We start from the raw sequence: 23,391 nt of genomic DNA on the forward strand, positions 1-23,391 counted from the left end.
GCTACCGTCTTGCGTCGCTGCGTCAGCAGCAGAGAAACGAGATTATGCAGACTTCGTTTTCATTCGTCAACTGTTTTTTTCGCTTCGCTTCGTTTTACTTCACTCAGCGTTCAAAACCAGTCTTCGATCAAACGTGCCGCGCGCTCTACTTCAACTCCCGCGCAGCCCTGCTCTCACTTCGTCCCTCGTTAAGAGGAGGCGAATAATAGACCAAGCAGACGCGCATGACAAGCCTATGACGCACTTTTTTAAGAACCGCGTCCGGAGGCCGTCAGCCAAGCGAGCGGCACCGCGACTGCCATCGCCGCATAGCCATCATCGTTCGGATGAATGCGGTCGCCGCTGTCATAGTCGCGCCGCAGCTGACCGGGCTGCGCGGGATCGCGGAGCACTGCATCGAAGTCGACTACGCCGTCGAACGCACGGCCCGTGCGAATCCATTCGTTGACCGCAGTACGGATGCGCTCACGCTCCGGCGGCAGCGCCGCCGGCGTCATGGTCGCGCCGATCACGCGCACGCCGCGACGATGCGCGGCATCGACGAGGTGCCGGTAGCCCGCGATCAAGTCGCCAGCGGTCACAGTCGTATGGGGGGCGTCGCAGTCGAGCCCAACCCGTGGCGGCATCGCCGCGAAATTGATGTCGTTGATGCCGATCATGAGCACGATCGTCTTCACGCCCTGCTGGCTCAGCGCGTCGCGGTCGAAGCGACGCTCGAGCGCTTCGCCATAACAAGGCGAATCGCTGAGTAGCCGGTTGCCACTGATGCCAAGGTTCAGCACGGCCGTCGTGCGATCCCCTGCTTCACCGATACGCCGCGCGAGTACGTCAGGCCAACGTCGATTGCGATTCAGGCTCGAGCGCAACCCATCTGTAATGGAATCGCCGATCGCCACGACCGCGGCGGCCGGCGCGACGGCATCCACCGTCAGCGCGCTCACCCATGCGTGCTCCGTGAATCGCTTCGAAAACGCGCCGGCGCCGATGTCGGTGGTATGGTCGCCCTGCGTGGAAACGTAATTGATCTGATTCGCCACGCGATGCCAAGCCGTGACGCGTTGCTGCGCGCCCGCCAATATACTGATCGCGTACGGCACACCGGCATGCATGTCGATCGCTATAGGGTCGCTGTCGACCTCACGCCCAGGGGCGACGACGATTGAAGTACGCCCGCCGAACGTGACAGGCATCGACGTGCCGGACCGCACCGACGCACCACCCGCCGACTGCGCGATACGGACGTCGGCGACCTCGAGCGGCGTGCGTCCATAAATATTACTCATACGGATTCGCACAGCCCGCCCCGACAACGTCGGATAAACGATTTCGCGTACGGTGCGCCCGCCGACGTCGGGCGCTCGATAAAGCATGGGCGGATCGGTCAGTTCGGGAATCGACTGCAACCCGGTGGCCCACGACGTCACCCAGCCTGTCGGGGCCGAGAGGGCGCCGGTCGCCGCGCCTCCGAATATCAACGCAGCGCCGCACAGGGCAGCGACCGACGTAACGAGCGCTCGCACAGTCATGCCAGTGTTCCGAGTTCCTAAATCAATGCTTCGAACAGGACTACGATCGCGCACGCTCCTATACGTTCAAAAAATCTCGTCTGCGTCCGCAGTCGTCACGACCACTGCGATAGATCGACGGCCGCCGAGCGTCCGTCAACGGAACGCCAGGCGGAAACCTAACTCGCCGATGATGGGTCACTAAATAGTAAGAATGACTAATTATCATCAGCGGATAAGCGCCCGCTCCTCAACAGAATTGTCTGAGCAAATCGACTTGCTCGTTTTCCCGGTATTTCTCGCGAACCGGGGTAAATCATTTGGGACTCCTTGCCGATAAAGCAGTTCTCAGTGCAGGAGACAACCTTGAAACTGTTCACCAGTCTCATCATCGTGGCCGCTCTATCCGGGTGCGCTCAGTTGCAAGCCATGCGCTCGGACGGCAGCCCGCGTCCGGATACGCAGGCCGGATCGACCAAGATCGCCGACTTCGTCATTCCGGCCGATGCGCTCGGGGCGCATGACCCGCACCTCACGGAAGTGCTCGCGAAAGCCGGCGCCATCGCCGCGAAACAGCCGCGGCCGGCCACGGTCGTCATCGCGGCGCTCGCGCAGGACTTTCCCTATCTGAACCAATCGGTGCGGCGCGGTATTCCGGCCGGGCGCACCGGCAATGTGCACCTCGAGAACGTGACGGTCGGTAGCTGCCAGCCATACAGCGTTCAGGTTAGGGCTAGCGACTAACCTCGGAGACGACTCATGCTTCGCTTCACAACCGCTCTCGTCGCCGTGGTCGCATGCGGTAGCGCCTATTGCGCGCCAGCGTCCGACGGGCAGGCCTTCTCGCTCGCCACCTCGAAGGCTTTGACCGCCAAGCCGACGGAATCGGCCGCGCCCAACCAACTGTTTCCGCCGTTGCCGTCGCTCGCATCGCTGCCGGGCTCCGGCGCGGACGAAGCCGATGACGGCCCCGCCACACCGGCCACCACCCGCCACGGCTCGAAGAAGTCGCGTCGCGGGCCCGCGCACAAAGTGGCGGTGGTGGAAACCTCCGTGCGCGTGGTCGTCAGCGACGAATCGCATACCTACCTCGCGACCGTCGAGCGCAAGCTGGACGAGGTCATGCAAGGCTCCACCCGCGAAGCGCGCGTACCCACCGACGCCGTATCGCTAGCCATGACGCGCTAAGGCGCCCAACCGCCAGAAAGGACCCGCTCGCCATGATGAAGCGTCCGACATCGCCCGAGCAGCACGCTCACCGTGCCCGCCCCGGGCTTGCCCTGCTCATGGCCGCCTGCCTCGCGGGGCTGCCGGTGGCCGCACACGCTTCCGACGACGACTGCTTCGCGCGCGCGGGCGCCTACCAGGGCGTGAACCCGACGATCCTGCGCGCCATCGCCTGGTTCGAATCGAAGGGCAACCCCGATGCCGTCCATCGCAACGCGGACGGCAGCATCGACGTAGGCCAGACTCAGATCAACTCCGTTCACTTCAGTGAACTGCGTCGCTACGGTGTGCCGCCCAGCGCGCTCAAGGACGCCTGCGTGAACATCTACGTCGCCGCGTGGATGGTCAAACAAAAGATGATCCGCTACGGCAACACGTGGCAGGCCATTGGCGCTTATCACTCCGAGACACCTACGCTGCGCGACCAATACGCACGCAGCATTCACGGCGTGCTCGTCTCGTGGGGCATGGCGAAATAACGATCGCCCTGGCCCCAGCCGCTTTTTAAGCTTTTCCCAGCGGCCCCTGTTCCAGGATCGTGGTGATGATTTGGTAGCCGGGGTCGGCGTGCTCGCGCGCTGCCCGCTCTGCCTCCTCATACGAAAGAAAATGCCCGGCTTCTTCGATCGAGGGGGTGATGCCGACATCGCCGTCCTCTCCGGGACAGAGGTAGTGCGCGCCGGTCTTCACGAAGTAGATGGTCGTCATGATCACGTTGTGAGGCAACAAGGGCGGTCCTTTCAGTCTAGTCAATAGCCGTCGCGCCGGCGGCCCGCTCCGTAATCGCCTGAAAAGAAAACTCCTCCGGACGTCTACCGTGTTTTGACTATGCTATGCGTGGCAGCACGGTTCCATCCTCCCTGTTTGCGTGGGCTCACTGGAGGTACCCCATGGTTCCACAGGAGAAATCCCGACGCAGCCTGAGCGCGTCCATCGGATTGATCGTATGTGCGGCGTTGAGCGCCATTCCCCAAGCCGTCAATGCCACGGATATCTGGCTTGCCCCGGTTGATCCCGTTGTCCGCGAGGCGCATCGATGGGACGCAAGCGCCGATTACATGGATCTGTTCCGCCCCGACGCGCCTTGGCCTACGGTGGCCAGGCAAACGCGCGTGTTCAAGATCGGGCCCGGTTTCGCCTCACAAGGGCGCGAGGAGGACTTGCGGCAACTCTTCGCCAACCTGCGTGAACGCCATATCGCGCTCGCGCTGGAAATCGGCATGTTGAGCATCTCCGATCATTGCCGCGAAAAAACGGAGGCATATGGCGAGCCCGGCTTGGTCGAGCATATTCTGCTGCGCATCAAGCGGTTGGGGGGCAATCTAGACTACCTCGCGATGGACGAACCGTTCTATTACGGCCATCAATATGCCGGCCCCGATGCCTGTAAGCTGCCGGCCGCACAACTCGCGCAAGACATCGCGCCCAACATCGTCACCGCCAGGCGCATCTTCCCCGGCGTCAAAATCGGCGACGTGGAGGTAGTCTATTACTCGACTGATTTCGTCGATGCCACTCAGGAGTGGGTCGACGCGTTCGCCAAATCGACGGGCACACCACTCGCGTTCTTCCACGCGGACGAGAGCTGGTCGCCGCAAGCCATGAGGAACCTCGTCCCGCTTGCCGGGTTTCTCAAACGTCGACACGTTCGCTTCGGGGTGATTTATAACGCGGGCCCGCAAGGAACGAGCGACGCATCGTGGGCGCAAGCAGCTATCCGACATGCCGACGCGGCGGAAACCGAACTTGGCTTGCATCCCGACGATGCGCTGTTCCAGACCTGGGAAAAATTTCCGACTCGCGTGTTACCCGAAACGGCAAGCGACACCCTCACCCACATCGCGCTGCGTTACCTTCAGCCGCGAACCAGTCTCACCTCGAGGCGCGATGGTACGCAGCTCGTCGGGCGGCTAATCGATCTCGACGGTGCGCCGGTTGCCAACGTTGCCATTCTGTTCAGCACGATCGGCGACACCCAAGATGACGCGACGGTTCAACAGCGCATCAGCGGCCGTGTGCCGGCCAGCGCGCATGCGGCAGTGCTCGCGATACGCGCAAATAGAGAGTTGAACTGCGCGACCTGTGCGGGCGCTGTCACGGCGCGTCTCGGATCGGCTCTCTATAGTGAGGGCAGTGACAACGTACGGCGCTTCCCCCCGAGCCGGGTCGATGTGACGGCCGTACAGTCCGTTGCGACGAACTCCCCCCAATTTCCGGTGCAACCCGGGGCTTCGTTCACCTTCGAGATTCCGCTGGCAGTGAGCACGCAAGCCGAACGCGCGGGCTCCGTGGGCGTGCTCTTCGTCGATGCGGCAGGACACGAAGTGCAGCGTCGGATGATCAGTCTCGAGCCGACCGAACTGATCCTCGGCGCCGCGCAGACCGATGCCGACGGCCGGTTCTCTTACACGTTGAGCAATACATTCGCGGGCGGAGCGAAGCCGACCATCCGGGCTCGCTTCACGGGGAACGAACGGCTACGCGGTGCTTCTGTGCTGCTTCCTCCGCAGGGCTGAAGCATCGTGAACATGATCAGGCGAGGGAAAGGATGCACGGCAGAGCGATTTGGCTTGGTGTCATCGCGGCATTGATGTTCTCTTCGGCGTGCCGGTCGCAACAAGTCTGGTTGTCCGGGGTCGATCCGGTGGTAGCGGCCGATCGCGCGGCGTCGACACAAGTTCCTGCACGAACGGTCGCCGGAAACGATTTCATGGACCTATTCCACCCGGATGCCGCGTGGCAAAGGTCCGCCGCTTCGATACAGATATTCAAGGTCTCTACGCAGTTTCTGCACCGGGCCAGCGACTCGCAATTGAGGGCCGTGATTGAAGATCTGCGTCGCCGGCACATCGCGCTTGCGATGGAGGCGGAGATCCTGACGACCAGTGTGAAGTGCGGTAACGGCGTGCCAGGCTATACGACCGCAGCAGTTATCCAGAAGGCCGTGCGCCGTGTCTCGCAGATGGGCGGGGAAATCGCGTACGTCGCCTTCGACGAGCCCATGACATGGGGACACTTCGCCCATCGCGCGGGCGCTTGCCAATACACCGCCGAGGAAGTCGTAGACAACATCACCCCCAATATCGAGGTCTTCGTGGCTGCCTTTCCCGCCGTCAAGTTCGGTGACATCGAACCCGTCTCGGATCAAACCCCCGGCCGGTTCGCGGAAATTCTTCGATTTGCCGAGCTATTCGGCGAGAAGACGGGACGGCGGTTGTCGTTCCTGCAGGCCGATCTGATCTGGCAGAACAATTGGAAACCGCAATTGGCCGTTTGGAAGACTCGGTTGCATGAGGCCGGTATCGCTTATGGCGTCGTCGTCGACGGCGATCCAGGCGACCACACCGACATTCAATGGACAGACCATGCCGTCGAACGATACCGCGAACTGGCGGGTGACCCAACCGTGCGGCCGGATGAATTCGTCGTCCAGAGTTGGCAACCTCGGCCGACGATGTTTCTGCCAGAAAACAAGCCAGGTACGTTGACCTCCGTCATTGTCCGAACGGTCGCGCAGAGTCCACGTTAGTCCAGCCCCGCCATTCGACCCGCAGCGCCTCGATCGTGCATGCCACCCCTCGATACATCCCCATAAAATAATTTATTAACCGACCGGTCGGTTGGTTTATACTTCGCGATAACGTACAACTTCGGACCAAGAGAGCGTTCCCATGTACACGCAATCCCTCGACATTCCGGGCAATGTCGCACCGCTCGAGCCCGGCGCCGATTCGGCCGAGCAAGCCCGCTTCGACGCAGTCATGGCCGCCGACGGCAAGATCGAGCCGCAGGACTGGATGCCCGACGCCTATCGCAAGACGCTCGTGCGTCAGATCTCGCAGCACGCGCACTCGGAAATCGTGGGCATGCTGCCCGAAGGCAACTGGATCTCGCGCGCGCCGAGCCTCAAGCGCAAGGCGATCCTGCTCGCCAAAGTGCAGGACGAAGCCGGCCACGGTCTCTATCTATATAGCGCAGCGGAAACGCTCGGCGTCTCGCGCGATCAGCTGATCGAAGCGCTGCACAGCGGCAAGGCCAAGTATTCGAGCATCTTCAATTACCCGACGCCGACCTGGGCGGACGTCGGCGTGATCGGCTGGCTCGTCGACGGCGCCGCGATCATGAACCAGATCCCCCTGTGCCGCTGCACGTACGGCCCCTATGCGCGCGCGATGATCCGCATCTGCAAGGAGGAATCGTTCCACCAGCGCCAAGGCTTCGACGCGCTGCTGGCGATGATGCAAGGCTCCGAAGCGCAGCGCGCGATGGTGCAGCAGGCCGTGAACCGCTGGTGGTGGCCCGTGCTGATGATGTTCGGCCCGAGCGACAAGGACTCCGTGCACAGCAATCAGTCGGCCAAGTGGGGCATCAAGCGCATTACGAACGACGACCTGCGGCAGAAATTCGTCGATGCGACGGTCGAGCAGGCCAAAGTGCTCGGCGTCACGCTGCCGGACCCCGATCTCAAGTGGAACGAGGCGCGCGGCCATCACGATTACGGCGTGATCGACTGGGAAGAGTTCTGGCGCGTCGTCAACGGCGACGGCCCCTGCAACAAGGAGCGCCTCGCCACGCGGGTCAAAGCCTACGACAACGGCGCATGGGTGCGCGAAGCCGCCCTTGCCCACACCGAAAAACAGCGCCAGCGCGCGCAGCAACAAGCCGCGTGATTGCCCGCGGCATCCGCGCTTTCGCAAGGTATTCAGGAGAGATTCGATGAACAAGGAATGGCCGATCTGGGAAGTGTTCGTGCGCAGCAAGCAAGGCCTCGACCACAAGCACTGCGGCAGCCTGCACGCAGCCGACGCGTCGATGGCGCTGCGCATGGCGCGCGACGTCTACACGCGCCGTCAGGAAGGCGTGAGCATTTGGGTCGTGCCGTCGTCGGCGATCACCGCCTCCGATCCCAACGAGAAGGCCGAGCTGTTCGAGCCGGCCGGCGACAAGATCTACCGCCACCCGACGTTCTACACGCTGCCCGACGCAGTCAACCACATGTAAGCCCGTCATGACGACCACGCCCGAACATCTCGCCTACGTGCTGCGCCTGGCCGACAGCGCGCTGATCCTCGGTCAGCGCAATGCGCAATGGTGCGGCCACGGCCCCGTGCTCGAAGAGGACATCGCGCTCGCCAACATGAGCCTCGATCTGATCGGTCAGGCACGGCTGCTCTACACGCACGCGGCGACGCTCGAGGAAACGCTGACCGGCACCAAGAAGACCGAAGACGACTACGCGTACTTCCGCACCGAACGCGAATTCGCCAACTACACGCTCGCCGAGCTGCCGCATTACGGGCCGCTCTGCGGCACCGCGCAGACCAACCTCGACTACGCGGTGACGATCGTGCGCAACTTCCTCTACGCGGCGCTGATGGCGCACGTCTGGACAGCGCTCGAGACGTCGCAAGATACGCAGCTCGCGGCAATCGCCTCGAAATCGATCAAGGAGACGCGCTACCACTGGCACCACGCGCGCGAGTGGCTGGTGCGCTTCGGTGACGGCACCGACGAGTCGCATCGCCGGGCTCAAGCCGCGCTCGACTATCTGCTGCCCTACACGCGTGAGTTCTTCGCGGCCGATGCCGTCGAAGATGCCGTTGTGCAAGCGGGCCTCGGTGTGCGTGCCGCCGATTTCGAAGCGGCCTGGCTGGACGATGTGAAGGAAGCGCTCGCCGAAGCGACGCTCTCGCTGCCCGAGCCCGTCAAGCACGTCAGCACCGGCAAGCACGGCGAACACTCCGAGCATATGGGCTTCCTGCTCGCCGAAATGCAAAGCCTGGCGCGTCAGCATCCGGGCGCGACCTGGTAAGGCCATGCCCGCCGACATCGTGCGGCGGGCGCCGCGACCATTACCGACAACGAACTGTCAGACGATGAACGCCCTCGCAGCTCACCCACTAAGCGCCGACGAGACGCTGACTCGCGCCTGGTCGGTGCTCGAGGCGGTGCCGGACCCCGAGATCCCCGTCGTATCGATTCGCGAGCTCGGCATCTTGCGCGCCGTCAACCGTGCGACGGACGGCGCGCTCGAAGTCGTCATCACGCCGACCTACTCGGGATGCCCGGCGATGTCGCAGATCGCCGAGGACATCGCCCGCGCGCTCGACGATGCCGAGCTCTCGCCGTATCGCATCGAGACCGTCCTCGCGCCGGCCTGGACGACCGACTGGATCACCGACGAGGCCCGCGAGAAGCTGCGCGCCTACGGCATTGCGCCGCCCAGCGGACGCTGCGCGAGCGCATCGCCAGCATCAAACGGCAACGTGCAGCCCATCCGCTTCGTGCCGCGTCCCGTTGCGGCGCCGGCCTGCCCGCGCTGCGGCTCGGCGCACACCGAACGCCTCGCGCAATTCGGCTCGACGGCATGCAAGGCGCTCTATCGCTGCATCGACTGTCGCGAACCCTTCGACTATTTCAAACCCTACTGATATGGCCACCCCGCAATTTCACTCGTTGCGCATCCGCGACGTGCGGCCCGAAACCGCAGACGCAGTCTCCGTCTCGTTCGAAGTGCCAATGGAGCTGCGCGAGCAGTATCGCTTCACGCAAGGTCAGTTCGTCACGCTCAAGACGCATATCGAGGGCGTCGAGACACGCCGTTCGTATTCGATCTGCATCGGCGTGACCGATTACGACCGCGACGGCGAACTGCGGATCGGCATCAAGCGCGTGCGCGGCGGGCGCTTCTCGAACTTCGCGTTCGATACGCTCCAGCCGGGCCACATGATCGAGGTGATGACGCCCGACGGGCGGTTCTTCACGCATCTGAACGCCGAACAAGGCCAGCAGTACGTCGCGTTCGCGGGCGGCTCGGGCATCACGCCCGTGCTCGCCATCATCAAGACGACGCTCGACGTCGAGCCGCGCAGCACGTTCACGCTGATCTACGGCAACCGCAGCGTCGACGCGATCATGTTCGCGGAAGAGCTCGAGGACCTGAAGAACCGCTACATGGACCGGTTCGTGCTGTATCACGTGCTGTCGGACGACCTGCAGGACGTCGAGCTCTTCAATGGCGTGCTCGATCAGCCGAAATGCGCAGCGTTCCTCGATACGCTCGTGCCGGCCGCCGGCATCGACGAAGCGTTCATCTGCGGCCCCGCGCCGATGATGGACGCCGCCGAGGCAGCGCTGCGCGCAGCAGGCGTGGCCAGCGAGAAGATTCACGTCGAGCGTTTCGGCACGCCGCTGCCGCAAGCGGGCGCGCCTGCCGTCGAAATCGATGAGTCGGCGCCAGCCGCCGACCTCGAGATCGTCCTCGACGGCAAGCGCCGCAAGCTGCGTCTGCCCTATCAAGGCGTGAGCCTGCTCGACGTCGGCCTGCGCGCGGGCCTCGCGCTGCCTTATGCATGCAAGGGCGGCGTGTGCTGCACCTGCCGCGCGAAGGTGGTCGAAGGCGAAGTGCGCATGGAGAAGAACTACACGCTCGAAGAACAGGAAATCCGCGACGGCTTCGTGCTGACGTGCCAGTGCCACCCCGTCAGCGATCGTGTCGTCGTCAGTTACGACGAGCGATAAGCCGGCGAGCCGCATGTTTCGCGTAAACTAGCGCCCGCGTAACGTCCGCAACGCGCGAGCCAAGCACGCGCGTTGTCGGGCGTATCCATTGACGACGCAAGACGCAAGACGCAGGACGCGATCCGCGACAGCGGCAAACCGATGAGCACCCAACACATCACGCCTGGCGGCGCCGCCGCCGACTCCTTGCGCGAGGCCCTCGCGCGAGCCAAACGCCCCGATCAGGTGGTCGAGCTTCGCGACGATCTGGCCGTCGGCCCGCTGCGCGGCGCAGACGAACTACCGAGCGTACGCGCGACGTTCTGGCAGAACGTCCTTGGCGACTCGGACATCGACTTCGCCCGCGAACTCGAAGACGAGGCCGCCCGCCTCGAAGCGCTCGTCGACTCCGATGCGCCCGTCGTCATCTGGCATGGCCAGAGCGCGGCCAATCAACTGATGTTGCGCCGTGTGGCCTATCACCTGCGCAACGAGCCGCAGCGCCTCAACGAAGTCCGGCTTTCGTCCGACGATCTGCCGCCCGAGGCCCGCGCTTCGGCGCGCGCGGACAGTGCCACGGCGGTCGGCATGTTCGCGCCCGAGGTACTGCTCGCCAAGCTCGCCGATGCGGCGCCGATCTCGGTGCTGCGCATCGGTCGGCTGGCGCTCGAGTGGCAGGAAGTCAAGCAGGTCAATGCCGAAACGCGTGCCTGGCGCGACAACACGTTCAAGCGCGGCACCTTCGCCGAGCTCGACGCGCTCGTGGCCGAACATGCGAGCACGGAGTGGCGCAACGCGGCGCGCGTGGCCGGCGAGCTCATGGTGGCCGATGTCGGCTTTCTGGTTAGCGACACGATCGCCTTTTGGCGGTGCCGGCAAGCGGCAGCGGCCGGGCTCGTCGAACTGAGCGGCGAGCCGGACGGCTACGGCAGCTGGCGCACGCTGCAAATTCGCGCCACCGAGGCGAACGTCAAGCGCGGCCCGGCGCGCGCTTTTTAATTTGTCATGGCCCGTACACGAGCACCCGATCACGAAACGCAGCGCGAGCAGATTCTCGATCTGGCTGCCGCCAAATTCGCCCAGACGAGCTATCCCAGCACGTCGATGGCCGAGCTCGCCGCGGCAAGCGGCACCTCCAAGGCGCGTCTTTACCACTACTACGAGAGCAAGGAAGCGATCCTGTTCGACCTGCTCGACCGCTACACGAAGCGGCTGATGCTGATCATCGCCGAGGTCGAAGGCTCGAGTCAGCGGCGCGGCCTGTCCGAGCGCGAGACGTTCGCGGAGCTCGTGCGCGCGTTCCTCGCCGAATACGAGACCTCGCACAGCCGGCACGTCGCGCTGCTCAACGACGTGAAGTACCTCGTCGAAACGCAGCGCGAGGTCATTCTCGATCGGCAGCGCGATATCGTCGCGGCCTTTGCGCGGCAGCTCGCACGCGCCTATCCCGAGCGCGCGGCCAAGGAGAGCCAGACCGCGCTCACCATGATGGTCTTCGGGATGATCAACTGGACCTTCACGTGGCTCAAGCCTGGCGGCCCGCTCAGCTATCGGGACTTCGCCGACCAAGTGGTCGCCGTGCTCGAACACGGACTGCGCACCGACACCTGATCAATGCCGCAATGCAGCATGACACACCTACAGCAAGGTGTGCCTCAGGCTATGGTTGCACCGGTGCAACACCACCAACAAACCCTTACCTATCAATAGGTTGATCGATATTCAAGCGATCAATAGAGGCCGCACTCCAGCATCGATTCGGGTTTTCCCTATAGTCAAACATGCGCTTCGGCTAAAATTGCACTGCGCTGCAACAGAGCACGCAGGACGAACAGGAGAACCCAACGATGAACACGCACCGCCCCCACGCCGCCGCCATGGTCGATGAGGATCTCGGCCGCACTTCCGTTCTCGTGCGGGAATTGACCGCCATCGACCGCGATCAACTGCTCGAGCATTTTCTCGCGCTCGGCGACGACGATCGCCTGCTGCGTTTCGGTCAAGTTGTGCGCAACGCCGTCATCGAGAACTACGTTCGCTCGATCGACTTCACGCGCGACACGGTGTTCGGCGTCTTCGATCATGAGCTCGAGCTCGCCGGTGTCGGTCACCTGGCCTATCTGCCGGCCGAGGGCGACAAGCGCACGGCCGAGTTCGGCGTCTCGGTGCTCGAGCGCTCGCGCGGCATGGGCATCGGCTCGAAGTTGTTCGAACGCGCCGCGATCCGCAGCCGCAATACGCACGTGACGACGCTGTATATGTACTGCCTGTCGCGCAATACGACGATGATGCACATCGCGAAGAAGGCCGGCATGAAGATCGAATACGCGTATGGCAACGCCGATGCGTACCTGACGCTGCCGCCAGCCGACCAGACCAGCATCATCGCCGAGATGTTGCAGGAACAGGCGGCCGTGTTCGATTACGCCATCAAGCGCCAGGTGCGCCGCACGACGCAGTTGGTCGAGGCAATGATGGGCGCTGAGGTGGCTGCCTGAGCGGCACCACTCAAAGGATCGGCAACGCCGTCGTCTCCTTGAAGCTCTCGAGCGCGAAGCTCGTCTTCACGTCGATCACCGACGGATGGTGCAGCAGTTGGTCCTGCACGAAGCGCGAGAAGTGCACCATATCCTCGACCTGCACGCGCAGCAGGTAATCCATTTCACCCGTCATCGCGTGGCACGCGACGACTTCAGGCCATGACTGCACGGCGGCGCGAAACAGCTCCGCGTGCGTCGTGCCGGCTCGTCCCGTCGCGCCGCCGCGCTTTTCAAGGCGCACGTTGACGTAGGCCAACAGCCCGAGCCCGAGCTTTTGCGCGTCGAGCAAAGCCACGTAGCCCCGGATCACACCGCTCTCCTCGAGCCGCCGGATACGCCGCAGGCATGGGCTCGGCGACAAATTCACACGCTCGGCGATTTCCTGATTCGACAGGCGTCCGTTCTCCTGAAGGATCGCGAGAATGCGGCGGTCTACGGCGTCCAGTTCGATCTCGGCCATTTTCTCACTCCAAAGCGGCAGTCGTTGGCAGTAAATTGCGCCATCGTATGTAGCCGCGGCCCACTTCGCAAGTTTTTATCAACGTCGCGGCTATACACTTGCGCTTATTCCCAAGGCCGGCAGGCGCCGAGCACAACGGGTCCATTCAGGAGACAAGCATGCAGTTTCAAGGCTGGGACAACCCCGTCGGCACCGACGGCTTCGAATTCATCGAATACACGGCACCGGACCCGAAGGCGCTCGGCAAGCTCTTCGAGCGCATGGGCTTTACCGCCATCGCGCGCCATCGTCACAAGGACGTGACGCTCTATCGCCAGGGCGGCATCAACTTTATCGTCAACGGCGAAGTCGATTCGTTCGCGCAGCGCTTCACCCGCCTGCACGGCCCGTCGATCTGTGCGATCGCGTTTCGCGTGCAGGATGCCGCGAAGGCCTACAAGCACGCGCTCGAACTCGGCGCCTGGGGCTTCGACAACAAGACGGGCCCGATGGAGCTCAACATCCCGGCCATCAAGGGCATCGGTGATTCGCTGATCTATTTCGTGGACCGCTGGCGCGGCAAGAACGGCGCGGCGCCGGGCAGCATCGGCGACATCGACATCTATGACGTCGACTTCGTGCCCATCGAAGGCGCCGATCAGCACCCGGTCGGCCATGGCCTCACCTATATCGACCACCTCACGCACAACGTGCACCGCGGCCGCATGCAGGAATGGGCCGGGTTCTACGAGCGCCTGTTCAATTTCCGCGAAGTCCGCTACTTCGACATCGAAGGCAAGGTGACGGGCGTGAAGTCGAAGGCGATGACCTCGCCGTGCGGCAAGATCCGCATCCCGATCAACGAGGAAGGCTCGGACACGCCCGGCCAGATCCAGGAATACCTCGACGCCTACCATGGCGAAGGCATTCAGCACATCGCGCTGGGCTCGGACGACATCTACGCGACCGTCGACGGTCTGCGTGCGTCCGAGATCAAGCTGCTCGATACGATCGACACCTACTACGAACTCGTCGATCGCCGCGTGCCGGACCATGGCGAGTCGCTCGAGGAGCTGAAGAAACGCAAGATCCTCATCGACGGCGCCAAGGACGACCTGCTGCTGCAGATCTTCACCGAGAACCAGATCGGACCGATCTTCTTCGAGATCATCCAGCGCAAGGGTAACCAGGGCTTCGGCGAAGGCAACTTCAAGGCGCTGTTCGAATCGATCGAGCTCGATCAGATCCGCCGCGGCGTCGTCCAGGACAAGTAATCAACGCCGCCTCAGAAAGACGAAGGGCGAAGCGCCTCACCAGCGCTTCGCCCTTTTTTCAATTAGCGCGGCCCGATCAACGGCGCGCGCGCAGCTTTCGTTCGTCTGCGGCCGGCGTGTCCGGCGCAGCGGGCTCGCCGCCTACGCCCACCGACTCCAGACGAGTCGTGTGCGACACCGCGGCCGCAAGGGTACTGGCGTCTGCCGAACGGACCGGCAGGTTCATCGCGAAGAATGCGGTGGACACCATGAGGAAACTCTGGACGTGTCGTGTATTCATTCGGGCTCCTTTCAACAACTGCATCTACTGCGTGGATCGCGGATGCAAACCACTGACAACGGCTCGCTTGTCAGACGAGTTACCGATTAGACCCCACGAGCGGGTCATGTTCCAGCTTTCACACATGACGTTACGCGCGTTACAGATCGCAACCGTCTGACTACAAATCGCAATCAGCTGACATTTTGTAAGCCTCCCAGCAGTTGGAATAGCTGGCCCTGTATCACAGCACAGCATTTTTTTACTGGCTGCGACGGGTTTCTACCAGTGCTACCATCGCCCAAATACCGTCAATATGGCGGCCCCGGCTGACGTATTCAAAAGATGCCGATGCTCGGTAGCTTTGGTGATCCCAAACAGGGTTGGAGGAGTCCATACAATGAATGCCCCGCTAGACGCTGGCCAGCGAGCCTCGCTCGAAGCCGCGTTGTCTTCCGTCACGCTCGACGACAAATACACCCTCGAACGCGGCCGCGCTTATATGAGCGGCATCCAGGCGCTGGTCCGTCTGCCGATGCTTCAGCAGGAGCGCGATAAGGCTGCAGGGCTCAATACGGCCGGCTTCGTGTCCGGCTACCGTGGCTCGCCGCTCGGCGGCCTCGACCTCTCACTGTGGAAAGCGAAGAAGCATTTGGCTTCGCATGGGGTCGTCTTCCAGCCCGGTATCAACGAAGACCTCGCCGCGACTGCGGTCTGGGGCAGCCAGCAAGTGAATCTGTACCCCGACGCCAAGTACGACGGGGTGTTTTCGATGTGGTACGGCAAAGGGCCCGGTGTCGACCGCAGCATCGACGTCATCAAGCACGCCAACTCGGCCGGCACGGCGCAGCACGGCGGCGTCCTCGTGCTGGCCGGCGACGACCACGCCTGCAAGTCCTCGACGCTCGCGCACCAGTCCGAGCACGTCTTCAAGGCATCGGGCGTGCCGGTGCTGTTCCCCTCGAACGTGCAGGAATACCTCGACTTCGGTCTGCACGGCTGGGCGATGAGCCGCTACTCGGGCCTGTGGGTCGCGATGAAGTGCGTGACCGACGTGGTCGAATCGTCGGCCTCCGTCGACATCGATCCGCATCGCACGGAAATCGTGCTGCCGACCGACTTCGTCCTGCCCGAGGGCGGTCTGAACATCCGCTGGCCCGACCCGCCGCTCGTGCAAGAAGCCCGGCTGCTCGACTACAAGTGGTATGCGGCGCTCGCCTATGTGCGCGCGAACAAGCTCGACCGCGTCGAGATCGACTCGCCGCATGCGCGCTTCGGCATCATGACGGCCGGCAAGGCCTACCTCGACGTGCGCCAGGCGCTCGCCGACCTCGGCCTCGACGACGAAACCTGCTCGCGCATCGGCATCCGCCTCTACAAGGTCGGCTGCGTCTGGCCGCTCGAAGCGCAAGGTGCGCACGCGTTCGCGCAGGGGCTCGACGAAATTCTCGTCGTCGAGGAAAAGCGTCAGATCCTCGAATACGCCATCAAGGAAGAGCTGTACAACTGGCCCGACGGCCAGCGCCCGCGCGTATTCGGCAAGTTCGACGAAAAGGACGGCGCCGGCGGCGAATGGTCGGTGCCGATGGGCAACTGGCTGCTGCCCGCGCATTACGAGCTGTCGCCGGCGCTGATCGCGAAGGCGATCGCGACGCGGCTCGAGAAATTCGACCTGCCCTCGGACGTGCGCGAGCGCATCGCGGCGCGTATCGCCATCATCGAAGCGAAGGAAAAGGCGCTCGCCAAGCCGCGCATCACGGCCGAGCGCAAGCCCTGGTTCTGCTCGGGCTGCCCGCACAACACGTCGACGAACGTGCCCGACGGCTCGCGTGCGCTGGCCGGCATCGGCTGTCACTACATGACGACCTGGATGGACCGCAACACGAGCACGTTCAGCCAGATGGGCGGCGAAGGCGTGCCCTGGACGGGCCAGGCGCCGTTCACGAACGAAAAGCATGTGTTCGCGAACCTCGGCGACGGCACCTACTTCCACTCGGGCCTGCTCGCGATCCGCGCCGCCATCGCGGCGAAGGTCAACATCACCTACAAGATTCTCTATAACGATGCGGTCGCCATGACGGGCGGCCAGCCTGTCGACGGCGTGCTGACGGTCCCGCAGATCACGCATCAACTGGCATCGGAAGGCGCGAAGAAGATCGTCATCGTCACCGACGAGCCGCAGAAGTACGCAGGCACGACGCTGCTCGCACCGGGCGTGACCGTGCATCACCGGGATCAGCTCGACGATATCCAGCGCCAGCTGCGCGAGATCGAAGGCACGACGATCCTCATCTACGACCAGACCTGCGCGACCGAGAAGCGCCGCCGCCGCAAGAAGGGCGAATTCCCCGACCCGGCACGGCGCGTCGTCATCAACGACGCCGTCTGCGAGGGCTGCGGTGATTGCTCCGTGCAGTCGAACTGCCTGTCGGTCGAGCCGCTCGAAACCGAGTTCGGCACGAAGCGTCAGATCAATCAGTCGAGCTGCAACAAGGACTTCTCGTGCCTGAAGGGCTTCTGCCCGAGCTTCGTCACCGTCGAAGGCGGCCAGTTGCGCAAGCCCAAGGCAGTCGGCGCCAAGGCCGAGGCGGACCTGCCGCCGATTCCCGAACCGCAACTGCCCGAGATCACCCGCCCGTATGGCGTGCTCGTGACGGGCGTAGGCGGCACCGGCGTCGTGACGATTGGCGCGCTGCTCGGCATGGCTGCGCACCTCGAGCAAAAGGGCGTGACGGTGCTCGACGTGACGGGCCTCGCGCAAAAGGGCGGCGCGGTCATGAGCCACGTGCAGATCGGCAATGCGCCGACCGAGATTCACGCGACGCGTATTGCGATGGGCGAAGCGAATCTCGTGATCGGCTGCGACGCGATCGTGACGGCCAGCGACGAGTGCACCTCGCGCATGAAGTTCGGCCAGACGCGCGTGGTCGTGAACAGCTCGAAGACGCCGACGGCCGAGTTCATCAAGAATCCCAACTGGACGTTCCCGGGCTCGAGCACGGAGAACGACGTCCGCGCAGCGGCCGGCGAGCACGTCGACCTCATCGACGCGAACCTGTTCGCCACGGCCCTGCTCGGCGACGCGATCTACACGAACCCGTTCGTGCTCGGTTACGCGTGGCAACGCGGCTGGCTGCCGCTGTCGTACCGCTCGCTCACGCGCGCGATCGAGCTCAACGCCGTGCAGGTCGAGAAGAACCTCGCCGCGTTCGAATGGGGCCGCCGCGCAGCGCACGATCCGGCCAGCGTCCGTCGTGCCGCCACCCCGGCCGCCGCGCAAGCAGGCCAGGACGGTGCAGGCGCCGCAGTGATTTCGCTGCATACGAAGAAGTCGGTCGACGCACTGATCGCCAAGCGGGTCGAGTCCCTGACCGCCTATCAGAACGTGCAATACGCGCAGCGCTATCAGACGCTCGTCGAGCAAGTGCGCGCTGCCGAACGCGCCCTCGATCGCGATGCGGCGCAGGAGTCGCTCACGGAGGCCGTGGCGCGCAACCTGCACAAGCTGATGGCGTACAAGGACGAGTACGAAGTCGCCCGTCTGCAGACGGATCCGGCCTTCCTCGCCAAGCTGCAATCGCAGTTCGAAGGCGACTGGAAGCTGAACTTCCATCTCGCGCCGCCGCTGCTCGCGAAGAAGGACTCCAAGGGCCATCTCGTGAAGAAGCAGTACGGTCCGCAGATGCTGACGGCGTTCAAGCTGCTCGCGAAGCTGAAGTTCCTGCGCGGCACGGCACTCGATGTGTTCGGCAAGACCGAGGAGCGTCGCACCGAGCGGGCGCTGATCAACGAGTACGAAGCGCTCGTGCATGAGCTGATCAAGGGGCTCAAGGCCGAGAACCTCGCGCTTGCGATCGAACTCGCGACGCTGCCCGACGGCATTCGCGGCTACGGCCACGTGAAGGAGAACAACCTCAAGGCCGTGCGCGTGAAGTGGAACGATCTGCTGGCGCGCTGGCGCACGCCGGGCGGTGCGACGCGGCATGCGGCCTGAGGCGTCAGGCTTGTAGCGTCGAAGGCGTAAAGGTCACCGTCCTAGGGCGGTGGCCGAGTTGAAAAAAAGGCGGCTGTCTGTGAGGACAGCCGCCTTTTGCTTTATCGGGCCGATGCGCGGCCGTGCGCGTTCAAGCCTTGAGCGGCTGAATCAACCCCTTGCACGTCGCCACCTGCGGATCGCCGGCCGGCAGCTTGGCGCACGTTTGCTCGAACTGCTTGGCCACTTCCTTCACCGTCGCTTCGTGCGCGCCGCCCTTGTTCCATTGCGCGAGCCGCGCGACGACCCTCGCCAGCGCGCCGCGATTGGAACCATAAAACGCGTTGGGCGTCTGGCCGACCTGGGTCAGCAGACTCGTCGCGATGCCTTGCACGCGTGCCGTGTCGTCCGGCGACAATTCGATCACACCGCCGATATAGGCGGCCCCCCAACGCAGCCGGGTGGCCGGGCCGCTCGACGCGTCATAAGCCTGCTTGTACCAGGCAAGTGCCCCCGCCTTGTCGCCGCGCGCCTTCGCATTCAACGCGAGCCTCGACATCAGGTAGTAAGGTGCAGGCGACCGAGCCAGCGATGCCTTCACCAACGCATCGGATTCGTCGATAAGCCCTGCGTCGGTCAGCAAGTCCGCGGCTTCGCTGACCACCGACTGCCGCTCATACACGTTGGTCGTCGCCTTGTCGGCGGCGGCCGTCTGCCGGCGAACTTCATCGATGAGCGGCTTGGCAAGCGGCGCCCCCTTCGGTCCATCGAGCCGCGCCAGATCCACGCGGCCTTGCACGGCCGAGAGTCGATCCGTCGTCGACAGCGAGGCGTCCGTGGCCAGGCGCGCGAGCGCGTCGGTCCACGTCTTGGCCAAACGAGCACGCTCCGGCGAGCCTTGGCCGCCCAGGTAAGCGGTAACGTCAGCCGGATTCGCGACGAGTATGTCGAAGTTGTCGCGACTCAGCTTCGCATCCTGCAACACCTGATGAAGAGCGGCCAGCGCACTGGCCTTGTCGAGCGTCCCGCTTTGCTTGGGATCGTTCGAGGCCGCCGACTCGATCGCCTTCAGTTCAAGACGCAACGCCTCGGCGCCGGCATGGTCGGCCTTCGCGTGAGCGGACAGCGTCTGCAACGTCGTAGCGATCCGGTCGCCTGGCACAGGCAGATCGCCGTCGGTGTCCCACGAGTAGTCGGCCAGCATGCGCCACTCATCGCGCTTGAGCTGCGCGTTGCCCTGCAGCGCTGCCGCCAATGTCTGCTTGAATGGATGTGCCGCGTTCAAGCCCAACGACAACGCCTGCATGTATCGGTCGATATCCACTTCACCCGGCAGCCGCGTGATTTCCGTGCCGTCGGGCGTGAACAGGATCATCGTCGGATAGCCGCGCACCTTGAATCGTTCGCCGAGCTTCTGCGCGCTCTCGGTGTCGCCGTCCAGATAAACCGGCACAAAAAACGAGGAGCGATCCTTGAACGCCTGACGGCTGAAGATCGTCGCTTTCACCTGGTTGCAGGGCGGACACCAGACGGCCCCCCAGTACAACAGCAACGGCTTATTGGATGCCTTCGCCAACGCGAACGCGGCATCCACGTCCCCCTGCTGCCACGCGATGCCGGGCGGCAAGTGGACGCCCGATGCGGCGGGCGTAGCCGGTGTAGCGGATGTTCCGGGTGCTGCGGCGGCAAAACCGGCCGCCGATACGGTGAGCAGCGTCGCCAGTGCGAGCATGCGAGACCGAGTCTTCATTATGTTTTGCTCTCGAGAGGTCCATTTATGTCTGAGCCGATGCCGATCCGTCAACGTCGGCCGTGTCGCTTCAGCGGAAGCGGTAATCGAACTCCAGCCACCACGTGCGTCCATACGGCATGTAATAGCCGACATCGTAGTATGGCCAGCCACCCGAGTCGTCGTGCTTGATCGTGTTCATCAAGTTATTGACGATCAGCGTCAACGACGCGTTCTTCGTGAACTCATGCGACACGCTCAGGTTCGCCAGCGCGGTCGGCGAGAGATACGCCGTCTGTTCCGCGTTCGGCACCTTGCCGTAGCGCTCGACCTGAAGCGTCGAGGTCCATTTGGGAATCGACCAGGTCAGACTCACCGCCAGCTTGTCGGGGAACTCGGGATTGCCCGTGGGATTCTGCAACGAGTGCAGCAAATCCTGCGTGGGACCATTCGCGAATTGCTGATACTTGTGGCTCAGGACTTTCGTGTAATTCAGCGTCCAGAGGAACGTGCCGTATCCATGCGTGCGCCAACGCCACTTCCCGCCCAGGTCGAAGCCGCTCGTGCGCTCCATGGCCGCGTTGATCGGATTGACCAGAAGCACGTTGATCGCGCCGGGGTCCAGCACCGCGGTGAGGGGATTACGCACCACGCGGCGCAGCGCATCCTGGCAATCGGGCGAGTTGATGTTGAGCTGCCCCGTGCGGCATGCCGACTCCGTTCGCAGCAGATTGTCCGGGTCGATCACCGTCACGAGATTGTCGATGCGGATGTTGTAGTAGTCCGCCGAAAAATCGAGATCCGGTGTCGGCGAGAAGACGAAACCGTAACCCCACGAGGTGCCTTTCTCGGGCTTCAGGGTATCGTTGCCGGATTGAATGTAGTTGGCGCCCGGCGAGACGTTTGCAAACTCGCAGTTGCCGATCGGCTCGCCGGCCTGATTGCATCGGTAATAGTCCGTCGTGCTCGGATAGTAGCCTTTCGTCTGCCCCTGAAAGAGGTAGTTCATGTCCGGCGCGCGAAAGCTCGTGCCATAGTAGCCGCGCGCCAGAAAGGTATTCACCGGCCGGAATTCGAGCCCCGCGTTGTAGGTGAACTGCGCTTCGTTTTTCCCGCTGAACGCGTAATCGTCGTAGCGGCCCGCCAGCGTGGCATTGAGCTGCCGGATGATCGGCACGTCGAATTCCAGCGCGGCGGCGTAGCGTTTGCGCGAACCACTCGCGTGTTCTGCATCGCTCGAGTTGTAGTACGCGCCTTGATTGATCAACGGATCAGGCGAATTGCTGAAGCCCTGGGTGCCGAATTCGAGCGTCCCTGCCGCCTTGAGCATGCCGGCCGGCAGCTTGAACAGATCGCCGTTGGCGCTGAGGGTCACATTCTGCGTCCACGAGTTGTCCTGGCTCGCCGATTCGCCATACATCGACGCGAACTGCCCCGGTGTGAGCGGCGTGGCGAAGCGGTCCGGGTTCGGTGCGTAGATCGGCGTTCCGCCCGCCGTGAGGCCGAGTTGCGGCCCGAGATAATACGTATCGATGCTCGAGAGCAGACGCGGCGTGGTCTGACGGCTCTGGTAGCCCGACGCGTTATAAGCCGCTTCGTAGTTCCAGCTGCTGTTGCCGATCGCCCCGCGCACGCCGACCGTGATATTGCCGAACGCGTCGTTCCATTCCTTGTTCCACGTCGACGCGCCGCCAATCTCCTCCGGCGCAAAGCGCTTCATCCACTGCTCGTTGGCGCCGGTCGTCTGATCGAAGAAGAAACCCGTCGTCGCCTTCGCGGAGGTCCAGCTCGGCCCGCGTGTGTTGTTCTGCGTCTGATCCCATGCCGCCGAGACCGAACCGAACAGCGTCGTCTTGTCGTTCAGGCGATATTCGAGGCCGCCGTAGAGGTTCTCGCTCGTGTTGTTCGTTTGCACGGTCCAGAAGTCGGGCTGTGCCTTGCCGCTACCGCAGTAGGAGCCAGCCTGCTTATTGACGGTCGAAACCGTCCCGCCGAATGCGCCGATGCCGGTGAGGGCACCGCAGGCGCCGGGTGCACCGAGGTATTGCCCCGAGTCGAGATTTTGGCGCGACCAGATGGTGGTCGGCACCTCGCCCTCGAGCGTCGACGACGACATGAAGTCGCGCTGGCTGGCCCAAATCGGATTGGTCTTGCTGAGCTCGATGCCGAACACCGTGCTCAGGTTGCCGATCTCTTTGCCGCCCGAAATCTGCACACGGGCATTGGCGCCGCCGCCGCGTTCGGTCGTGCCGCCCTTCACATTGAACTCGAGGCCGTCGATGTGCTTCTTCATGATGATGTTGACGACACCCGCGATGGCGTCCGAGCCGTAAACGGCCGACCCTGGCCCATTCAGGATCTCGATCCGATCGATCATCTCGGAAGGAATATTCGCGAGATTGACGAAGTTGACGTTCCCATCGTATGGAACCGGATAATCGGCGACGCGGCGCCCATCGACCAATACCAGCGTATGGTTCGGTCCCAACCCTCGCAAGCTGATCGTATTCGCGGCCGGCGTAAAGGTATTGCCAAAATCGGCCCCTTGCGTAAAGCCGGTATTCTGAGTCTGCTGAGCGATGGCATCGAAGACGTTTCTGTACCCCTTCGCCTCGATGTCCTTGGCGGTAATGACGGTAACGCTCGTCGCCCCTTCTTTTTCCGAGCGGGGAATACGGGAGCCCGTCACAACGACTTTTTCGAGGCCGATCGTCCCATTGTGGGCGAGCTCTTTCTCTTTGACCGCACCCGCAGCACTGGCGGCGCTCGGTGCGCTCGCGACTTCAGCAGGGGGCGGATTGACCGAACTTGCCCCGGAAGGAATGGCCTGGGCACAGACGGAATTCGCAGTGATCGACGACAAGCCAACTAGACTTAGCAGTACGAATGCTTTTCTTATCGAAGGGATGTATTCCATCTCGCGGCTCATTGTTTTTATTGAGCAG

23 protein-coding genes are annotated in these 23,391 nt (G+C 63.3%); 16 read left to right on the top strand and 7 right to left on the bottom strand.

The window, feature by feature from the left end:
• On the top strand, positions 1 to 206 hold a 206-nt coding region (locus D7S89_RS27670; RefSeq protein WP_220702194.1), incomplete at its 5' end, for a hypothetical protein.
• A 42-nt stretch (positions 207 to 248) separates the two neighbouring features.
• Here D7S89_RS27670 and D7S89_RS22430 read toward each other — a convergent pair.
• Positions 249 to 1,526, bottom strand: coding sequence for an SGNH/GDSL hydrolase family protein (locus D7S89_RS22430; protein ID WP_121281079.1), 1,278 nt, complete (start codon positions 1,524 to 1,526; stop codon positions 249 to 251).
• Between the two features lie 345 nt (positions 1,527 to 1,871).
• Here D7S89_RS22430 and D7S89_RS22435 point away from each other — a divergent pair, with 345 nt between their 5' ends.
• The 3 genes from D7S89_RS22435 to D7S89_RS22445 all read left to right on the top strand — a co-directional run bounded on the left by D7S89_RS22435 (position 1,872) and on the right by D7S89_RS22445 (position 3,211).
• On the top strand, positions 1,872 to 2,249 hold the full coding sequence (locus D7S89_RS22435; RefSeq protein WP_121281080.1) for a hypothetical protein: 378 nt from the start codon (positions 1,872 to 1,874) through the stop codon (positions 2,247 to 2,249).
• A gap of 15 nt (positions 2,250 to 2,264) precedes the next feature.
• A complete protein-coding gene (locus tag D7S89_RS22440; RefSeq protein WP_121281081.1) occupies positions 2,265 to 2,693 on the top strand; it encodes a hypothetical protein in 429 nt (142 codons plus the stop codon).
• Between the two features lie 98 nt (positions 2,694 to 2,791).
• A complete protein-coding gene (locus D7S89_RS22445; RefSeq protein WP_245983164.1) occupies positions 2,792 to 3,211 on the top strand; it encodes a lytic transglycosylase domain-containing protein in 420 nt (139 codons plus the stop codon).
• A 25-nt stretch (positions 3,212 to 3,236) separates the two neighbouring features.
• Here the strand turns inward: D7S89_RS22445 and D7S89_RS22450 are convergent, their stop codons facing one another.
• Positions 3,237 to 3,440, bottom strand: coding sequence for a hypothetical protein (locus D7S89_RS22450; RefSeq protein WP_121281189.1), 204 nt, complete (start codon positions 3,438 to 3,440; stop codon positions 3,237 to 3,239).
• A gap of 182 nt (positions 3,441 to 3,622) precedes the next feature.
• On the opposite strand from D7S89_RS22450, the gene D7S89_RS22455 reads away from it, so the two are divergent.
• Positions 3,623 to 5,248 carry a hypothetical protein gene (locus D7S89_RS22455; protein ID WP_147426740.1) on the top strand — a complete coding sequence of 542 codons (1,626 nt, stop codon included), beginning with the start codon at positions 3,623 to 3,625 and terminating at the stop codon, positions 5,246 to 5,248.
• 16 nt (positions 5,249 to 5,264) lie between these two features.
• Here D7S89_RS22455 and D7S89_RS27675 read toward each other — a convergent pair whose 3' ends face one another.
• A complete protein-coding gene (locus D7S89_RS27675) occupies positions 5,265 to 5,444 on the bottom strand; it encodes a hypothetical protein (protein ID WP_147426741.1) in 180 nt (59 codons plus the stop codon).
• Between D7S89_RS27675 and D7S89_RS22460 the strand changes: the two genes are divergently transcribed.
• From D7S89_RS22460 to D7S89_RS22500, 9 genes are all read left to right on the top strand, one after another.
• Positions 5,443 to 6,261, top strand: a complete 819-nt coding sequence (locus tag D7S89_RS22460; RefSeq protein WP_147426742.1) for a hypothetical protein — start codon at positions 5,443 to 5,445, stop codon at positions 6,259 to 6,261. The genes D7S89_RS27675 and D7S89_RS22460 overlap by 2 nt on opposite strands.
• A gap of 142 nt (positions 6,262 to 6,403) precedes the next feature.
• Positions 6,404 to 7,402, top strand: a complete 999-nt coding sequence (gene paaA, locus D7S89_RS22465) for a 1,2-phenylacetyl-CoA epoxidase subunit PaaA (protein WP_121281085.1) — start codon at positions 6,404 to 6,406, stop codon at positions 7,400 to 7,402.
• 46 nt (positions 7,403 to 7,448) lie between these two features.
• Complete coding sequence (paaB, locus tag D7S89_RS22470) at positions 7,449 to 7,733, top strand: 1,2-phenylacetyl-CoA epoxidase subunit PaaB (protein WP_121281086.1); 285 nt, start codon at positions 7,449 to 7,451, stop codon at positions 7,731 to 7,733.
• A gap of 7 nt (positions 7,734 to 7,740) precedes the next feature.
• On the top strand, positions 7,741 to 8,544 hold the full coding sequence (gene paaC / locus D7S89_RS22475) for a 1,2-phenylacetyl-CoA epoxidase subunit PaaC (protein ID WP_121281087.1): 804 nt from the start codon (positions 7,741 to 7,743) through the stop codon (positions 8,542 to 8,544).
• Positions 8,545 to 8,608: 64 nt separating this feature from the next.
• The gene (paaD, locus tag D7S89_RS22480; protein WP_121281088.1) at positions 8,609 to 9,163 is read left to right on the top strand and encodes a 1,2-phenylacetyl-CoA epoxidase subunit PaaD; all 555 of its coding nucleotides are present in this window, start codon (positions 8,609 to 8,611) and stop codon (positions 9,161 to 9,163) included.
• Position 9,164: 1 nt separating this feature from the next.
• Entirely contained in the window at positions 9,165 to 10,253 is a 1,089-nt protein-coding gene (gene paaE / locus D7S89_RS22485; RefSeq protein ID WP_121281089.1) for a 1,2-phenylacetyl-CoA epoxidase subunit PaaE, read from the top strand.
• 141 nt (positions 10,254 to 10,394) lie between these two features.
• Positions 10,395 to 11,231, top strand: coding sequence for a DUF1835 domain-containing protein (locus D7S89_RS22490; protein WP_121281190.1), 837 nt, complete (start codon positions 10,395 to 10,397; stop codon positions 11,229 to 11,231).
• Positions 11,232 to 11,237: 6 nt separating this feature from the next.
• Complete coding sequence (locus D7S89_RS22495; protein WP_121281090.1) at positions 11,238 to 11,843, top strand: TetR/AcrR family transcriptional regulator; 606 nt, start codon at positions 11,238 to 11,240, stop codon at positions 11,841 to 11,843.
• Between the two features lie 236 nt (positions 11,844 to 12,079).
• On the top strand, positions 12,080 to 12,730 hold the full coding sequence (locus D7S89_RS22500; protein WP_121281091.1) for a GNAT family N-acetyltransferase: 651 nt from the start codon (positions 12,080 to 12,082) through the stop codon (positions 12,728 to 12,730).
• Positions 12,731 to 12,740: 10 nt separating this feature from the next.
• Here D7S89_RS22500 and D7S89_RS22505 read toward each other — a convergent pair whose 3' ends face one another.
• Positions 12,741 to 13,232: an Lrp/AsnC family transcriptional regulator gene (locus D7S89_RS22505; protein ID WP_121281092.1), complete on the bottom strand. Its 492-nt coding sequence runs from the start codon at positions 13,230 to 13,232 to the stop codon at positions 12,741 to 12,743.
• A 158-nt stretch (positions 13,233 to 13,390) separates the two neighbouring features.
• Here D7S89_RS22505 and hppD point away from each other — a divergent pair, with 158 nt between their 5' ends.
• Positions 13,391 to 14,485 carry a 4-hydroxyphenylpyruvate dioxygenase gene (gene hppD, locus D7S89_RS22510; RefSeq protein WP_121281093.1) on the top strand — a complete coding sequence of 365 codons (1,095 nt, stop codon included), beginning with the start codon at positions 13,391 to 13,393 and terminating at the stop codon, positions 14,483 to 14,485.
• 76 nt (positions 14,486 to 14,561) lie between these two features.
• Here hppD and D7S89_RS22515 read toward each other — a convergent pair whose 3' ends face one another.
• Positions 14,562 to 14,765: a hypothetical protein gene (locus D7S89_RS22515; RefSeq protein WP_147426743.1), complete on the bottom strand. Its 204-nt coding sequence runs from the start codon at positions 14,763 to 14,765 to the stop codon at positions 14,562 to 14,564.
• Positions 14,766 to 15,144: 379 nt separating this feature from the next.
• On the opposite strand from D7S89_RS22515, the gene D7S89_RS22520 reads away from it, so the two are divergent.
• Positions 15,145 to 18,738 carry an indolepyruvate ferredoxin oxidoreductase family protein gene (locus D7S89_RS22520; protein ID WP_121281095.1) on the top strand — a complete coding sequence of 1,198 codons (3,594 nt, stop codon included), beginning with the start codon at positions 15,145 to 15,147 and terminating at the stop codon, positions 18,736 to 18,738.
• A 130-nt stretch (positions 18,739 to 18,868) separates the two neighbouring features.
• On the opposite strand, the gene D7S89_RS22525 is transcribed toward D7S89_RS22520, so the two are convergent.
• Both D7S89_RS22525 and D7S89_RS22530 read right to left on the bottom strand, forming a co-directional pair.
• Entirely contained in the window at positions 18,869 to 20,467 is a 1,599-nt protein-coding gene (locus tag D7S89_RS22525) for a thioredoxin family protein (RefSeq protein ID WP_121281096.1), read from the bottom strand.
• 70 nt (positions 20,468 to 20,537) lie between these two features.
• A complete protein-coding gene (locus tag D7S89_RS22530) occupies positions 20,538 to 23,309 on the bottom strand; it encodes a TonB-dependent receptor (RefSeq protein WP_245983147.1) in 2,772 nt (923 codons plus the stop codon).
• Between the last annotated feature and the right edge of the window lie 82 nt (positions 23,310 to 23,391).

Origin of the sequence: Trinickia fusca, from assembly GCF_003628145.1 — a bacterium.
GTDB classification, from domain to species: Bacteria; Pseudomonadota; Gammaproteobacteria; order Burkholderiales; family Burkholderiaceae; genus Trinickia; species Trinickia fusca.

Bases quoted from the DNA above. Each gene is read 5' to 3' on its own strand.
- D7S89_RS22515 (WP_147426743.1), bottom strand. From the start codon at position 14,765: ATGAATACACGACACGTCCAGAGTTTCCTCATGGTGTCCACCGCATTC.
- paaB (WP_121281086.1), top strand. From the start codon at position 7,449: ATGAACAAGGAATGGCCGATCTGGGAAGTGTTCGTGCGCAGCAAGCAA.
- D7S89_RS22455 (WP_147426740.1), top strand. From the start codon at position 3,623: ATGGTTCCACAGGAGAAATCCCGACGCAGCCTGAGCGCGTCCATCGGA.
- D7S89_RS22495 (WP_121281090.1), top strand. From the start codon at position 11,238: ATGGCCCGTACACGAGCACCCGATCACGAAACGCAGCGCGAGCAGATT.
- D7S89_RS22450 (WP_121281189.1), bottom strand. From the start codon at position 3,440: ATGACGACCATCTACTTCGTGAAGACCGGCGCGCACTACCTCTGTCCC.
- D7S89_RS22460 (WP_147426742.1), top strand. From the start codon at position 5,443: ATGGACCTATTCCACCCGGATGCCGCGTGGCAAAGGTCCGCCGCTTCG.
- paaE (WP_121281089.1), top strand. From the start codon at position 9,165: ATGGCCACCCCGCAATTTCACTCGTTGCGCATCCGCGACGTGCGGCCC.
- D7S89_RS22505 (WP_121281092.1), bottom strand. From the start codon at position 13,232: ATGGCCGAGATCGAACTGGACGCCGTAGACCGCCGCATTCTCGCGATC.
- paaD (WP_121281088.1), top strand. From the start codon at position 8,609: ATGAACGCCCTCGCAGCTCACCCACTAAGCGCCGACGAGACGCTGACT.
- D7S89_RS27675 (WP_147426741.1), bottom strand. From the start codon at position 5,444: ATGAAATCGTTTCCGGCGACCGTTCGTGCAGGAACTTGTGTCGACGCC.
- D7S89_RS22430 (WP_121281079.1), bottom strand. From the start codon at position 1,526: ATGACTGTGCGAGCGCTCGTTACGTCGGTCGCTGCCCTGTGCGGCGCT.
- D7S89_RS22440 (WP_121281081.1), top strand. From the start codon at position 2,265: ATGCTTCGCTTCACAACCGCTCTCGTCGCCGTGGTCGCATGCGGTAGC.
- D7S89_RS22490 (WP_121281190.1), top strand. From the start codon at position 10,395: ATGAGCACCCAACACATCACGCCTGGCGGCGCCGCCGCCGACTCCTTG.
- D7S89_RS22445 (WP_245983164.1), top strand. From the start codon at position 2,792: ATGGCCGCCTGCCTCGCGGGGCTGCCGGTGGCCGCACACGCTTCCGAC.
- hppD (WP_121281093.1), top strand. From the start codon at position 13,391: ATGCAGTTTCAAGGCTGGGACAACCCCGTCGGCACCGACGGCTTCGAA.
- paaA (WP_121281085.1), top strand. From the start codon at position 6,404: ATGTACACGCAATCCCTCGACATTCCGGGCAATGTCGCACCGCTCGAG.
- paaC (WP_121281087.1), top strand. From the start codon at position 7,741: ATGACGACCACGCCCGAACATCTCGCCTACGTGCTGCGCCTGGCCGAC.
- D7S89_RS22520 (WP_121281095.1), top strand. From the start codon at position 15,145: ATGAATGCCCCGCTAGACGCTGGCCAGCGAGCCTCGCTCGAAGCCGCG.
- D7S89_RS22525 (WP_121281096.1), bottom strand. From the start codon at position 20,467: ATGAAGACTCGGTCTCGCATGCTCGCACTGGCGACGCTGCTCACCGTA.
- D7S89_RS22500 (WP_121281091.1), top strand. From the start codon at position 12,080: ATGAACACGCACCGCCCCCACGCCGCCGCCATGGTCGATGAGGATCTC.